Genomic DNA, 15099 nt, shown 5'->3' on the forward strand with positions numbered 1-15099 from the left:
CCATTTACACTTAACTTTTAATTTGAAAATACAGAAAGATAGATGCTGTTAACATTTTAGCCCTCCTTTAAAAACATTTCAGCCCGATTATGACTTGGGCAATTGATAACTTAGGTCTATGAATTAAAGCAATAGACCTGAATATGAATACCAAAAAGTTGTTGATGGCCATTTGCTGTTTGGTCCTTATTGAGGCATGTTCTACTCCAGAGCAAAACCTGTATCATCAGACAGAAAAAGGAATTATCCTCACCCTTCCGCCATCAGATGATGATTCGGCGCCCGAAATCATAAGACTGGAAGTCATTAGTGAAAAAATCATCAGGGTATCCGCTGCCAAAGGCTATGAAATAGCAGCAGATGAAAGCCTAATGATCACTAACAAGCTTCCCCAAACTCCAAAATGGGAGCTAACGGAAAGTGCAGATTCTTTGATTATCCAAACAACTTACCTCCAAACCTCGGTATCAAAAACTACTGGAGAAGTAAATTTTAAAGACTCCACGGGCAAAACCCTCCTTAGGGAAGCCAAACACGGAAAATCATTTTCTATTAACTCTGAAGTTCCTAATGGAAATATTTATACCTTTTCCCAAAGTTTTGATAGCTCAGATGAGGAAGCTTTTTATGGCCTTGGCCAGCAGCAAACGGGACTTTTCAACTATAAAGGTTACCATGTTGATCTGACTCAGTACAACTCTGTAGTTGCCGTTCCCTTTATGTTGTCCAGCAAAAATTATGGAATTCTATGGGACAATTACTCCATTACCAAATTCGGAGATGACCGGGAGCCAGTTCCCTTGTCCGAGTTGAGGTTATTTGACCAGTCAGGAAAAGAGGGATTTTTGACTGCGATTTATGCCAGTGACCGCAATGCTTCAGAAAAGGGTTTGGTAGAAAAGGAAGGTAATATTGCTTACCAATTCCTAGATGATATGGATAAAATTCCAGAAGCCTTTGATATGGCCAATGGAGTGGTTACCTGGAAAGGAAAAATCCAAGGGCATCAAAAAGGTGTACATCAATTCTATATGACCTACTCTGGATACTTGAAAGTATGGCTCGATGGAAAGCTGTTGGTAGACCGATGGAGAGAAAGTTGGAATCCAGGTCCAGTTGTTTTTGGCCATGAACTTAATGCAGAACCTATTGATTTTAAAATCGAGTGGATTCCTGAATCCAACCAATCATTTATCAGTCTTAAATATTTGCCACCTTCGCCTATAAAAACCAATGATACTTTTACATTTAAATCAGATGCAGGAAAAAAACTGGATTATTATTTTATAGCTGGGAAAGATATGGATGCCATTATCTCAGGTTACCGCCAATTGACGGGAAAAGCTCAAATCATGCCTAAATGGGCATTTGGCTTCTGGCAAAGCCGGGAACGGTATAAGACACAAGAAGAGGTATTAAATACGGTGGCCGAATACCGTAAAAGGAAAATCCCCCTCGATAACATCGTTCAAGATTGGTCTTATTGGCCTGAAAAAGCTTGGGGAAGTCATGATTTTGACAGCATCAGGTTTCCAGATCCTGATAAAATGATCGATATACTTCACAAGAATTACCATACCCATGTGATGATTTCTGTCTGGCCAAAGTTTTATGAAGGTATTGAGCACTATAAACAATTTGAAGAGCATGGTTGGCTTTATAAACAAAATATAGAAAACCAACAACGGGATTGGATCGGAGAAGGTTATATCAGTACATTTTATGATGCTTACAACCCTGAAGCCAGAAAAATGTTCTGGGAACAAATCAATGATAAATTGTACAGTAAGGGAATCGATGCCTGGTGGCTGGATGCTACAGAACCTGACATCCTTTCCAATGCTTCCATCAAACACCGAAAGACATTAATGAACCCCACAGCCGAAGGGTCAGCTACTGAGTTTTTCAATGGCTACCCTTTGGTAAATGCTAAGGGTATTTATGAAGGGCAACGCAGCACCAACCCAGATAAAAGGGTATTTATCCTCACCAGATCTGCCTTCTCTGGCATCCAACGCTATGGTGCTGCCACCTGGAGTGGAGACATTGCATCGCGGTTTGATGAGTTGGAGCAGCAAATCCCAGCCGGACTCAACTTCTCCCTTTCGGGCCTTCCCTATTGGACGACGGATATTGGAGGTTTCTTTGTGGAGGACAAATATGACAGACCAGATCCTCAAGGGGCGGATTTGGAAGAATGGCGGGAGCTCAACACCCGTTGGTATCAGTATGGGACTTTTACACCGCTCTATCGATCACATGGTCAATATCCCTATCGAGAAGTGTTTAATATTGCCTCAGAAGGACATCCTGCATACGAATCGATTATTTTTTATAATAAACTGAGGTACAGATTGATGCCTTATATTTATTCAGTTGCTGGAAAAGTTTATCATGAGGATTATACGATCATGAGGCCTTTGGTTATGGATTTTAATTATGACCCTGCAACCTTAGAAATTAAAGATCAATTTATGTTTGGACCAGCTCTCATGGTAAATCCTGTTTACAAATATCAGGCAGATAGCCGTCAAATCTATTTTCCAAAAGAAAGCGGTTGGTATGACTTGCTTACTAGCAAACATTACGTTGGTGGTGAAACTAAAACAGTGTCAGCGCCATATGAAAAGATTCCATTATTTGTTAAGGAGGGTAGTATTATTCCATTTGGCCCTTCCATCCAGTATACTGGAGAAAAACCTGCTGATGAAATCACCTTGATGGTATATGCTGGAAAGGATGGGGAATTTGATTTATATGAGGATGAAAACACTAACTATAATTATGAAAAAGGACAATACACTATCATTCCAATCCGATACAATGACCAAAACAAGACATTAACAATTGGTAGCAGGGAAGGTGATTTTCCTGGGATGCTTGAGCAAAGAAGGTTCAAAATTGTTTTAGTCACTCATGACCATCCTGTTCCATTAAGTTTTGATCATATGGAAGGAGTGATTGTTGACTATAGTGGAGAAGCTAAGACTATTGGAATTGAATAATATTCAATTTATTTAAATAAAAGTTAATTTTGGGTTTTATGTTTATTAAAAAGGGCCCATCTGAGAAATAGGCCCTTTTTTTTATGGATTGTAAGAAGTTAAACTATTATTTAATCTTGTTTTAGGAATTGTCTCAATACATAATGGAGGATGCCTCCATTTTTATAGTAAGCCACTTCCACTTCTGAATCCAATCGACAAATTACTTCAAAATTTACTTTGGTATCCCCGTCTTTTTCTGCTGTCACTTCCAGTTTTTTTAATGGACTCAATCCATCACTTATCCCCCCTATACTGATCTTTTCATTTCCTTCTAGACCCAAGCTAGCAGCAGACTGCCCGTCTTGATATTGTAATGGCAATACGCCCATTCCAACTAAGTTAGAGCGGTGAATACGCTCATAGCTTTCAGCAATGACCGCTTTAATTCCCAAAAGATTAGTCCCTTTGGCTGCCCAATCCCTTGAGGAGCCACTGCCATATTCTTTTCCTGCCAACACCACCAACGGCGTATTTGTTGCTATATATTTTTCTGCAGCTTCAAAAATGGTCATTTCTTCACCAGAAGGGATGTGGGTTGTGTAACCTCCTTCGCGGGTTGCCAATTGATTTTTTATCCGAACATTGGCAAAAGTTCCTCTGACCATCACCTCATCATTACCACGCCTAGAGCCATATGAATTAAAATTTTTCTTCTCCACCCCTCTTCCTACTAAATACTGACCTGCTGGAGAGGACTCCGCAAAAGCACCTGCTGGAGAAATGTGGTCCGTGGTAATGGAATCTCCCAACTTCAGTAACACATGACCATTCACAATGTTTTGAGGAATTGGTACTTCACTGGAAATCCCCTTGAAAAATGGAGCTTCCTTGATGTAAGTCGATTTATCTGACCATTTGTATACTTTATCACTGGGTGCTTCCAGGCTTTTCCACTGTTCATTTCCTTCAAAGATTTCTCCGTAATTCTTTTCAAAATCACCTGGGCTGAGCACTTTGCCCATCACCTCAAAAATCTCATCATTACTTGGCCAAATATCTTTCAAATAAACAGGCTCTAAATTAGGGTCATAACCCAATGGCTCGTTATTGAGGTCCACATCCACCCTTCCGGCCAAAGCATAGGCTACCACCAGCATGGGAGACATCAAGTAGTTCATTTTTACCTGTGGGTGAACTCTCGCCTCAAAGTTTCTATTCCCAGATAAGACTGAGGCCACTACTAAGTCATTTTCCTCAACTGCATGAGCTATGTGTTTTGGCAATGGTCCTGAATTCCCTATACAGGATGTACAACCATAACCAACCACATGGAACCGCAAGGCCTCCAAATCATCTAAAAGGCCCGAAGTCTCTAAATAATCTGTAACCACTTTTGAGCCGGGAGCTAAAGAAGTCTTGACCCATGGTTTAACATCCAAACCTCTCTCACGGGCTTTTTGAGCGACCAGGCCAGCTCCGATCATTACACTTGGATTGGAAGTATTGGTACAGGAAGTAATGGCTGCTATGACAATGCTTCCATCCGATAATGCAAATTCTTCATTATTGATTTTTACTTCTACCGTTTTGAGCCCCTTTTTGGTCTTGGTGGCAATTTCTACATCATCTGGTAAATCACCAGGCTCATCCACTGGCTGGCCACCTCCTTCACTGAACCACCTACTTTTATCTCTTTTATCGATTGGAATATATTTTCTTCCATGAACCTCCTGAAGAAGTTCGCCAAACTTTTCTTTAAAATTCCTGACCAAAATCTTATCCTGAGGGCGCTTAGGGCCAGAAACAGTTGGCTCTACGGTACCTAAATCCAGCTCAACCAAACTGCTATAATTAATTAACTCTTCATCCTTTCTCCATAGCATATTGGCTTTGGCATAATCCTCCACCAGTTTGATCTGGTCTTTGGGGCGGTTGGTCTTCTCCATGTAATCCAAGGTGCGGTCATCAATTGGAAAATAAGTCACTGTACAGCCAAACTCAGGAGACATATTTGAAATGGTTGCCCTATCCGGCACAGTCAGGTTATCTAATCCAGGCCCAAATACCTCTACAAACTTACCTACCACTCCATGTTTTCTAAGCAATTCGGTAATGGTTAATACCATGTCTGTTGCGGTGGTTCCTAAAGGCAGTTTCCCCGTCAACTTTAAACCCACTACTTCAGGCATGATAAAATAGATGGGTTGGCCCAGAAGTGCCGCTTCAGCTTCAATACCTCCTACTCCCCAACCTACGACACCTATTCCATTGACCATTGGGGTATGTGAGTCTGTTCCTACCAAAGTATCCGGAAAAACATTTCCATCGCGTTCTATTACACCTTGTGCCAAATATTCCAAATTTACTTGGTGACAAATTCCCATGCCTGGTGGAACCACCGAGAAATTATCAAATGACTTTTGGGCCCACTTTAAAAACTCATAGCGTTCTCCATTTCGCTCGTACTCGACATCTACATTTCTCTTGTAGGAATAATTTGTACCAAAATAATCCACCTGAACAGAATGATCCACCACCAAATCTACAGGAATAAGCGGATTGATTTTCTGTGGATCTTTCCCTTTTCTGACTGCCTCAGCCCTTAAGGAAGCAATATCGACAACAGCCGGTACACCAGTAAAGTCCTGCATCAGCACTCTTGCCGGTTTGTAAGGAATATCCTTGTCTGACCGCTCAGGTTTCCAGTTTAAAAGTGTTTCAGTATGTTCCTTGGTAATCGCAAAATCATCGTAGTTTCTGAGGGCATTTTCCAGCAGAATTCTCACTGAAAATGGAAGTTTTTTGACCTCATGACCTTGGTTCTCCAATGCTTCCAGACTCCAATAATTCAAGGTACCCTTTGCTGACTCAAGTTGTTTTTTGATGTTGTACGGATCGAGTGACATATGTTAGATGTTATTGGTTAAAAAGAATTGCATATTAATAACTACCTTTAAATCAGATTGATTCCTTTAAAGGTGTTTTTTAAATTAATTGTCATTACTTTAACAAGCGGAAATTCTTCCACAAATCATCAAAGAACCACCTGAATTCATCAAATAAATGAAAGTAGCTTTATATGTTTTTTCAATATTAATTATTGGAGCAACTCTCATGCCATTAGTAAAAAAAGACTATTGGACCTTTAGGGTTTTTGATTATCCACGCTTCCAAAAGCTAATATTGATATCGACATTGATAATTCTTTGGTTTTTTGAAGATTACAATGAATTACAAAAAGTAGATTTTGCCATCCTAACAATACTTATTTTACTCTTTTTTTACCTTTTAAAGCAAATCATCCCCTACTCTCCCTTCAGTACCAAAATGGTAAAATCTGCCTATAAGAAGGATAAACCCACTTTGTCCCTTCTCACGGGAAATGTCTATCAATACAATAGGGATTATGCTAAATGCTTGGGCTTAATCGAAAAAATTTCACCGGATGTTTTTATGCTCGTTGAAACCGATCAAGCTTGGGCTGATGAAGTGGCTAAGCTTAAGAAAGATTATGATTATCATATTGAGTTACCTCTGGACAATACATATGGCTTGCTGTTTTATTCCAAAATACCATTAAAAAACACCTCTATCAATTACTTGATTAATGAAGATATTCCTTCCATTTTTACAGATTTGGACCTAGGTGATCAAGTCGTTAGGATTTACGGCATTCACCCTACACCTCCTGTGCCTGGAGAAAACACCCACAGCACCGAACGCGATGCAGAAATCCTTTTGGTAGGTGAAAAGGCAAAAGCTTACGGAAAACCATGTATCATTATGGGAGACCTCAATGATGTCGCCTGGAGTTATACGACAGAACTCTTTCTAAAAATTAGCGGAATGGGGGACCCCAGAAGAGGAAGAGGCATGTACAATACTTTCCATGCAAAATACCCTATGCTTAGGTGGCCCTTGGACCATATTTTTGTCAGTAACCATTTCAAAGTAAAAAAACTGAAGGTACAACCTGGAATAGGTTCTGACCACTTTCCAATTAGCATCGAATTGGTATTGGACAAAACAGTAGAAAATGAAGAACTAAAAGCTGATCAGGAAGAGAAAATAGAGGCAAAAGAGAAAATAATCAGCGGCATTGAATTTTAATTAACCCGTCAATTTTAAATTTAAACTGATGAATATAGATTACTAATTGTAAATACTTTTATCTTTTTCATTTTAATACAAAAACAAAAAGGCATCTTTTGACACCTTTTTGTTTTTGTATTTTCACAAATAATGCTACTCCTGAGCTGCTTCTTTGGCTGCTTTGGCTTCGGCTTTTTCTTTTCTCTTATGAGCCTTTCTCATGATCCAAGCATATTTCAATGCTTCCAAATTTTCATTTAACAACTCAGTAGTGGTTTCAGTATTTTCCAAGGAGCTTTTAATGAATTCTGCAAATTCCTCATCATTCAAAAGCATGCCGATTGCATTGTCAGTTGTGGTAAGCTTCCCACTGGCATCTTTGAAATTGGCTGCAGCCTCTGAAGCCTCTTCACTGGTCTTTTCAAATTCATTTGCTGTTTTTCTCAAGCTATTGAATACGGTTGTATCCGTTGATAGCTCATAAAGCAAAGTACCTTCTTTATTCAGCCCTGATGAAAAATTCCTCAAATTGGCAGTCATTCTGTTACTGTTGCTGGCTGTTTGTTCCAAGTTCGTCATGATATTCTTGAAATTTTCAGCCAATAGGCTATCTGTCAATACTGCACCAACAATACCTTCCCCATTGGCTATTTTACCTGTCAGCACCTTTAGGTCATTGGTAATGGAAACCAGATTTTGATTATTCTCTTGTAAGGTCTCCATCATGTTATCCGTATCCAACGGCATCACGGCCTGTAACCTATCCCCATCCTCAATGGCAGGTGCTTGGGTGGTTCCTCCATAAATCACAATGATTTTGTTACCGATCAAACCATCTGAGCTAATGGTTGCCTTAGAGTCCTTCCTAATAAATTCCTTGGTATCGGCATCCACATTCATTTCGATTTCCACTTGGGAATCTCCATAAAACTTAATGGAAGTTACCGTGCCTATTTTCACCCCAGAAAACCATACATTATTTCCTGGCTGCAGACCTTCTACATCGTCAAAAACCGCCTTCAGTTTTACACTCTTTACAAAAATTTTCTGTTGAGCACCTAAAGTCAAAATTCCGGATACTGCAATAATGATCCCTATCAGTACGAAGATCCCGACAACTACTGATTTCTTATTATCATTTCTCATTATTTAATGAAATTATAGTCATAAAATGATTTCACTCTTTGATCGGATGGATTTCCAAAAACATCCTCAAACTTGCCTTCTGAACCAAAAACTCCATCCAGAAGTACCGCCACCCTATCGCCAGTGTCCCTGGCACAGGTCAAGTCATGGGTAATGATGATTGACGAAGTATTGTAGTTTTCCCTTACTTCATTAATTAGATTATTGATATCGCTACAGGTAATTGGATCCAAGCCGGCTGTTGGTTCATCATAAAGCATAATCTCTGGCTTTAAGATCAGGGTCCTGGCAATACCGATTCTTTTTCTTTGTCCACCTGACAATTCTGAGGGCATCTGGTTGATGGTTTGGGACAGTCCCACGGCATCTAACACCTCTTCCACCATTTTATTTTTTTCTCCTTTGGAAAGACCTTTTACATTCCTAACCAAGGGAAATTCCAAATTTTCCCTTACTGTCATGCTATCATACAGTGCGCTAGCTTGAAAAGAAAACCCAATCTTTAACCTTAAATCGTTTAATTCCTTTGAAGATAATTTGGACACCTCTCTACCTAAAACCTGCATCGTGCCTTCATCCTGTGTCAAAAGACCTACCATGATCTTTATCAAAACCGATTTACCGGTTCCAGATTTACCTAATACTACAACATTCTCACCTTTGTACAAATCCAGGTCAACGCCCATGAGCACATCAAGGTCCCCAAAAGACTTCATTAACCCTCTTACTTCTACTACCTTTTCTCTCATGGCTTAGGACAATCTAATGAAGTTAACAATCTGTAAGGCCAACAACTCTTCAATGAAGATCAAAAACATCGCCAAGACCACGGAAGCATTGGCTGCTTTACCTACCCCTTCTGTACCCTTTGAAGAATGATAACCTTTATAGCATCCAACTATGCCAATGGTAAAACCAAATACCAATGATTTTAATATAGAAGAAAATATATCTAAAAAGGATATGGCCTCAAATACCTGTACAAAATAGGTGGAGAAACTCACACTTTCATTGCTATTGACAGAAAGGAATGCTCCCATCAGTGCCACAAAATCCGTATACATCACCAAAATAGGAATCATAAAGGTCGTTGCCAATACTCGCGTCACCACTAAAAACTTAAAAGGATTGGTGGCTGAGACCTCCATGGCATCAATCTGTTCTGTTACCTTCATAGATCCTATTTCTGCCCCTATACTGGATCCCACCTTACCAGCAGCAATCAGTGCAGTCACTAAGGGACCCATTGCCCGCACAATAGCAATAGAAATCAATGCTGGTAACCAAGAAGTGGCCCCAAATTCCGATAGTGAAGGTCTTGATTGATTGGTAAAAACTATACCCACGATGAAGCCCGTCAAAGAAATCAATGGCAATGAATTATATCCGATCTGATAGCACTGCCTGATAACTTCCTTAAATTCATAAGGTGGAAACCACACCTCTTTAAAGAAGCGCCTCACAAACGAAAAAGCGTCTGCAAGACCTAGCATCATTTTATCTATCTTGGGGCTTAGAAAATGCTCTTTGTTAGTTGATTTGTCAGCCATAAAATTTAGATGAAAGTGCGAAACTAATAATTTTAGCCCGATAAGACTTATATAAAAGAGATTATTCCACTACAAAATATCTGCCAAGGCTTCTTTTTTCAACGGTTTTACCAAAAAACCACTTACCATGTCATATTGTTTACTCTTTTCTTCATCTCGTGGATCAATTGAGGAAGAAAGCATCTTAACTTCTAAGTTCAAACCCAATTCTATCATTTTATCCAAAAATTCCCATCCCTTCATTTCAGGCATATTAATGTCCAACAAAAGCAGGTCTACAGAATGATCGCTCAACCAACTTAGTGCATCCAAAGGATTCTGAAAAAAATACAATTTTAGATCAGGGTTCTCTCCTAGTAAAACCCGCTTATTAATCAAGTGTTGAACTTTATCATCGTCCACAATCAAAATCGATTTTGCGCTCTTTGAGAAGCTTCCGTTAAACATTTCCATAGACAAATTCTCTTCTCTTAATACCTCATTCATCCTATTTACTTCCTCGTCCAAATCTTCTGAGGACTTCTTCAACATATCAATAACTTCTTCCTTTGCTTTTATGCCCGATTCAAACAAATGAATAATTCCTAAAATATTAGAAAGAGGTCTTCTTATATTGTGTGAATTCATTTGAGAAAACATTCTAAGCTGATTATTCTGCTTTTTAAGATTATCATTAAGCTCAACTTTATCCATCAAGTTTTGATGCAATTCCGTATTATCAACAGCCGTAACCATCACCTTATTTTTGCCTCTCCTTTTAAAAGGCACAGTGTATAAATCCACCCTCCGAAGCTCTCCCTTTTTATCTTTTATTTTCAGGTTTCTAATCTCATGATTTCGACCTGAAAAAACCATCCTTACATCAGCTTCTTTCATTGAAAAAAAATCCAGTAAAAGCGGCTCTGTATCACCATTCAATCTAGTGGTAAAAAACTCCTCAGCCATTTTATTTGCCGAGACGATTTTTTGCTTCTCCTCGTCTACAATCCACATGCACATTGGGATGTTTTCAAACACCGTAGAATAACTTCTCCAAACAAGCAAATCAGTTTTAATCGATTTGTCTACTAAGACATAAATCAAAAGTCCTGAAAGAAACACAAACAAGACTGCTTTGAAAATTTCCAGTTCAGTCGAGTTATCAATATTTAACCATGATTGAAGTTGCTCCAAATATAAGGAAGAAAAGGCTACCCAACAGCTTCCTATTACAATGTAAACTAAAGTAATTTTTAAACTTGATTTCATTTAGAATGCAGCTAAATACACAAGTTAAAAAAATATCTTAACAAACGCGTCCTAAAGCTCGAATAGGCTAAACAATTTTGATTAAGCTTGAACTAAATTATTTAGCTATAACTAAATTAGATTAAACTAAAAAACATATAAATAATTATATTTCAAATATTTAATTAATATTAATTAAAGTTTATTTTAGTTAAATATTTATAGAAATCAAACTACTCACTATTAGGAAAAATAGATGGCTAAAAATTGAATAACTTACCTTTTACCCCACTTTAACAAGCAAAATCAAAGTATGTCTTTACTTCATTCCCTTTAAAAACTTGCTCCATCATGGCTTCTTCTTTACACCATTTTTAGTATTATCATGCCTTATAAATCCTATAAAACACAAGCAGGTCCACTCCTCTTTTAAAAGTCAATCCCTTTTAAAAAACCTTAAATAAGTAACTGTTTTTTGAAACGATATTAAGAGTCAGACCATGTCAACTATGGATTCTTTCAATTCAAATAAATGTTAAAACACTTCTCGATTATTACCTTAATGAGTAAATTATATTTCACCAAAAAACAGTAATTTTCTATGGTTTTGAAGCCTTTAAAAATTTTCATTTACCCAGAGTATAGCCATTAAAATTCGCAATGATTTAGTTGAAATCTTCTTTCAAAAATGATTAAGAGAACTTGCATATTTCCCCATCCAAAACAACTTATAAAATGAATAAAATTCTCACTATTTTCTATCTACTTTTCGTCGTTTCATTTCAAGTGTTTTCTCAAGAAAAATACGATCCAGAATTGGCTAAAAAATACAAAGCCGATGACTATGGTATGAAAAAATATGTCATTGCTTTTCTTAAGAGAGGACCTGATGTTGCAAACTATTCTGAAGAAGAAAGAGGCAAAATTCAACAAGGTCATATGAACCATATTGGCAAGATGGTAGAAAAAGAAAAACTGGTATTAGCTGGTCCCTTTTTTGGTGATGGTGAACTCAGAGGAATCTTCGTTTTTGATGTAGATAATATTGAGGAAGCTCAGCAACTAACCGCCGAAGATCCCGCCATTAAAGCTGGAGTTTTGATCATGGACCTCAAAGAATGGTATGGTTCTGCTGCTGTTATGGCAATCCCAGAAATTCATAAAAAAATACAAAAAGTAGATTTTTAAACATCAACAAAAAGGCTGTTTTTGGACAGCCTTTTTGTTGATGAAATCACCTACCACAAATTTCTTTGTATGGACAGTATTTGCACTTTTCGAGATCATCCGTTTGATCAAATGGAACTGTCTGATCGAATATCTCTCCCAATAGCTTTTTCAAGTTTTCCTCAAATTCTTCTTTGTAATCTAGGTAATTTTCCAGCTCCTCTCCTTTCGACCTACCTTCTTTAAGTTGCAAATAAGGATTGAAATCTTCATTGAATATTTCACGAAGATTGAAAATCGCTGGCTTTAAGGCGTGTTTATTTTCTGGAAATTTGGCTTGATACAACAAACCGTAGATCAAGGTTTGCATAGCGGCCTTGTTCCTCTTTTTATCTTCCCGATCAAATAAAGAGCTAATAGATGGGAAGCTCTTAATATCCTTTCCTGACTTATAATCAATCAGCCTGACCACTCCATTTTGTTTATCAACCCGGTCAATAATTCCTCTCAAAGCTACCGCATGATGATCTCCATTGACCTCAATGGTCACTGCAGAACGATATGTCATATCCTTTTCCAATGAAATCAACTCAATAGGAGCGCTTGACTGATCCAATTCCAACAGCTCAAAGATGTACTTTTGCAAAACATCTCTTACTATGGCCAGTTGACCACTCAAGCTCGTGTCTGCATCTTCCTCTAAATGATAAAAATCCCTAATGGCTTTTTCAATAGAAGGAGAAACGTAGTTTTCCAAATCTTTGAAATCACCCTCAATGATCACATTCCGCTGTTTCCTCTCCATAAATCCCTTGTAAAGGTATTCTAAGCTGTAATGTGCCAGATTCCCAAATACGGCTGCACTGATTTCCTCCTCTACTTTGTCCTTCTCACGGATATTGGCCAGATACTGAAAATAAAACTTCAGTCGGCAATCCAACCAAACACTCAATGCAGACGGCGAAAACGCAGTCACGGATGTACCATTCTCCTGGAGAACATATTTAGAAAGCAAATGACTTATTTCGGGTGTTTTTTGGATAGTAATTGGATCTGCAGGTTTTACATCAACAGGAACAAACACCACTTCCTCCTCTATCCCCTTATCCAACTCTGCTATCAACTGTTGTATATAACGACTCTTTTCACCTACTTTTCCTTGGTCTGATGAGGTAGAATAGATCAAATGCACCTCTTCTGCCCTATGAAGCAACCTATAAAAAGTATAAGCATAGATCGCATCATTTTGCTCCTGAACGGGTAATCCAAAGGCCTTTCTAACATTGAAAGGAATCAGGGAATTCATTGCTCCAGAGGGAGGAAAACTCCCCTCGTTCATATTGGCGATGATCACTCTTCTAAAATCCAGATTCCTAGACTCCAAAACGCCCATTACCTGAAGACCAGCCAAAGGCTCTCCTTCAAAAGGTAAGCGAACTTCTCTAAAAATTTGCCGAAAAAGTCTAATAAAGAATTCCAAGCTGATTTTTACATGTCCTCGGGACTGAAAAATCTCCTTTAACCTCACCAGTTGTTTGTGACATTGATACAAATAGCTTCGCTGCAGTTTGTCATCACCCAATCTTTCAACCAATGACATCATCAACTGCTCGAGATAAGGAAAGATATCCTCTGAAGCTAATTTTTTAAAGATCAATTCAAACAACGGACCTCCTTCAGCTAGTTTGCTTGCCGGAATATATACTTGGTTTTGCTCTTGGATACTGGATAGAAGAGATGCTGAGAACTCCTCCTTTCCTGCCTTAAGGTAAGAGGAAGAAAGCAGTTCCTTGATAGCTTGATGATAAAATGATACCTTTCCATCATCTATCTTCACATACCTTTGTAACTCCAAAACTGCCTCTAAAAAAGCATAAACAGGTGCATTTCTTACAGGGTAACCCATTGTAACATTGACCTTATCTATTTGCTCTGGCAATTGGTGCATTACAGGAAATAGCAGTTGCTCGTCTGGTAGAATAACCACTGTTTCTTCCAGTGCTTCATTCGAAGGCATCTCATCCAGTACCTTGCCTATCAAGTTGGCCTGATTAACCTTTAATGGAGTGACATATACTTTTATCTTAGGCGGCTTAGCTTGGATATATTGTGGTAGTTCTTTCGGAAAAGTAGGCCCAAGCACCTTATCCTTACGGTAATCCCTAAAAAACAAACCTGCTTCCTGTTGCTTATTCTGTGTATAATAGGCATCCAAGTCCCAATAAATTTCAGCCTCAAATTCACTGATAAAGTGTTTGATTAATTGCTCTTCAGTTCCTGTAAAAGCATTAAAGCCAACAAAAATATATCGCTTATTGGGTTTCTCCAATTCGTTAAGTCGCTCTGCCACTTTCCTGTAGAGTCTACCCGAATACGCCATCCCCAGTACATCCAACTCCTTGTTGAATCGTTCATATAGTGGCAATAGCAGCTGCCAAAACCTTAAAAATTTATCCTGATGGCCTCTACCCTCTTTCTCAAAAGCTTTCCAGAACTGTTTGATCAATTCAATTTGACCACTAGTCAAAAAGCTAAGATCGGATTCTATCTCTTTTATCTCAGAGAGCAGTTGATAAATCTTATTGGGGTTTACAAGAAACTGATCTACATCGTTAAAATCTTTCAAGATCATTTCACCCCAGTAGTAAAACCGATCAAATGGCTCTGGATCGGGCTGTAGCTCTTGATAAACTTTGTAAAGTTCAAATATCAAAGTAAGCTGATCTGTGGGGCGCTGACCTGAAAGCTCAAAGAAAAGATCTTCTATGGTCCTCACGGCCGGCATCCACTGTGCTTTATCAATCAATTGCCCCAAATGCTGCACAAAAAACAATCCTGCACGCCTATTTGGCAAAATTACGGTTAACCCTCTTAAATCCCCGTAGCGATCCAACAAGTCTGCCGCTGTCTCTCTTAAAAATCCATTCATC

General features: G+C 38.5%; 9 protein-coding genes. 3 read left to right on the top strand and 6 right to left on the bottom strand.

All coding sequences use genetic code 11. The features are described 5' to 3' along the window. Positions 1–143: 143 nt before the first annotated feature. Complete coding sequence (locus IFO69_RS14585; RefSeq protein WP_192010865.1) at positions 144–3005, top strand: TIM-barrel domain-containing protein; 2862 nt, start codon at positions 144–146, stop codon at positions 3003–3005. Between the two features lie 110 nt (positions 3006–3115). Here the strand turns inward: IFO69_RS14585 and acnA are convergent, their stop codons facing one another. Beyond that, the gene (gene acnA / locus IFO69_RS14590) at positions 3116–5893 is read right to left on the bottom strand and encodes an aconitate hydratase AcnA (protein WP_192010866.1); all 2778 of its coding nucleotides are present in this window, start codon (positions 5891–5893) and stop codon (positions 3116–3118) included. 208 nt (positions 5894–6101) lie between these two features. Between acnA and IFO69_RS14595 the strand changes: the two genes are divergently transcribed. Beyond that, a complete protein-coding gene (locus IFO69_RS14595) occupies positions 6102–7097 on the top strand; it encodes an endonuclease/exonuclease/phosphatase family protein (RefSeq protein ID WP_225444154.1) in 996 nt (331 codons plus the stop codon). A 135-nt stretch (positions 7098–7232) separates the two neighbouring features. Here IFO69_RS14595 and IFO69_RS14600 read toward each other — a convergent pair whose 3' ends face one another. From IFO69_RS14600 to IFO69_RS14615, 4 genes are all read right to left on the bottom strand, one after another. Next, positions 7233–8225: an MlaD family protein gene (locus IFO69_RS14600; protein ID WP_192010868.1), complete on the bottom strand. Its 993-nt coding sequence runs from the start codon at positions 8223–8225 to the stop codon at positions 7233–7235. Continuing rightward, positions 8225–8974, bottom strand: a complete 750-nt coding sequence (locus IFO69_RS14605) for an ABC transporter ATP-binding protein (RefSeq protein WP_192010869.1) — start codon at positions 8972–8974, stop codon at positions 8225–8227. The genes IFO69_RS14600 and IFO69_RS14605 overlap by 1 nt, the downstream gene beginning before the upstream one ends. Before the next feature lie 3 nt (positions 8975–8977). Next, positions 8978–9775, bottom strand: a complete 798-nt coding sequence (locus tag IFO69_RS14610) for an MlaE family ABC transporter permease (protein ID WP_192010870.1) — start codon at positions 9773–9775, stop codon at positions 8978–8980. A gap of 69 nt (positions 9776–9844) precedes the next feature. Beyond that, positions 9845–11023, bottom strand: coding sequence for a response regulator (locus IFO69_RS14615; protein WP_192010871.1), 1179 nt, complete (start codon positions 11021–11023; stop codon positions 9845–9847). Positions 11024–11737: 714 nt separating this feature from the next. Between IFO69_RS14615 and IFO69_RS14620 the strand changes: the two genes are divergently transcribed. After that, positions 11738–12190: a YciI family protein gene (locus IFO69_RS14620; protein ID WP_192010872.1), complete on the top strand. Its 453-nt coding sequence runs from the start codon at positions 11738–11740 to the stop codon at positions 12188–12190. Between the two features lie 46 nt (positions 12191–12236). On the opposite strand, the gene IFO69_RS14625 is transcribed toward IFO69_RS14620, so the two are convergent. Continuing rightward, the gene (locus IFO69_RS14625; protein WP_192010873.1) at positions 12237–15098 is read right to left on the bottom strand and encodes a PD-(D/E)XK nuclease family protein; all 2862 of its coding nucleotides are present in this window, start codon (positions 15096–15098) and stop codon (positions 12237–12239) included. Position 15099 lies beyond the last annotated feature (1 nt).

This window comes from Echinicola arenosa, assembly GCF_014841125.1.
Taxonomy (GTDB): domain Bacteria; phylum Bacteroidota; class Bacteroidia; order Cytophagales; family Cyclobacteriaceae; genus Echinicola; species Echinicola arenosa.

Excerpts from the sequence above, each read along its gene's own strand:
- IFO69_RS14585 (WP_192010865.1), top strand. The coding sequence starts at position 144 with ATGAATACCAAAAAGTTGTTGATGGCCATTTGCTGTTTGGTCCTTATT.
- acnA (WP_192010866.1), bottom strand. The coding sequence starts at position 5,893 with ATGTCACTCGATCCGTACAACATCAAAAAACAACTTGAGTCAGCAAAG.
- IFO69_RS14595 (WP_225444154.1), top strand. The coding sequence starts at position 6,102 with ATGCCATTAGTAAAAAAAGACTATTGGACCTTTAGGGTTTTTGATTAT.
- IFO69_RS14600 (WP_192010868.1), bottom strand. The coding sequence starts at position 8,225 with ATGAGAAATGATAATAAGAAATCAGTAGTTGTCGGGATCTTCGTACTG.
- IFO69_RS14605 (WP_192010869.1), bottom strand. The coding sequence starts at position 8,974 with ATGAGAGAAAAGGTAGTAGAAGTAAGAGGGTTAATGAAGTCTTTTGGG.
- IFO69_RS14610 (WP_192010870.1), bottom strand. The coding sequence starts at position 9,775 with ATGGCTGACAAATCAACTAACAAAGAGCATTTTCTAAGCCCCAAGATA.
- IFO69_RS14615 (WP_192010871.1), bottom strand. The coding sequence starts at position 11,023 with ATGAAATCAAGTTTAAAAATTACTTTAGTTTACATTGTAATAGGAAGC.
- IFO69_RS14620 (WP_192010872.1), top strand. The coding sequence starts at position 11,738 with ATGAATAAAATTCTCACTATTTTCTATCTACTTTTCGTCGTTTCATTT.
- IFO69_RS14625 (WP_192010873.1), bottom strand. The coding sequence starts at position 15,098 with ATGAATGGATTTTTAAGAGAGACAGCGGCAGACTTGTTGGATCGCTAC.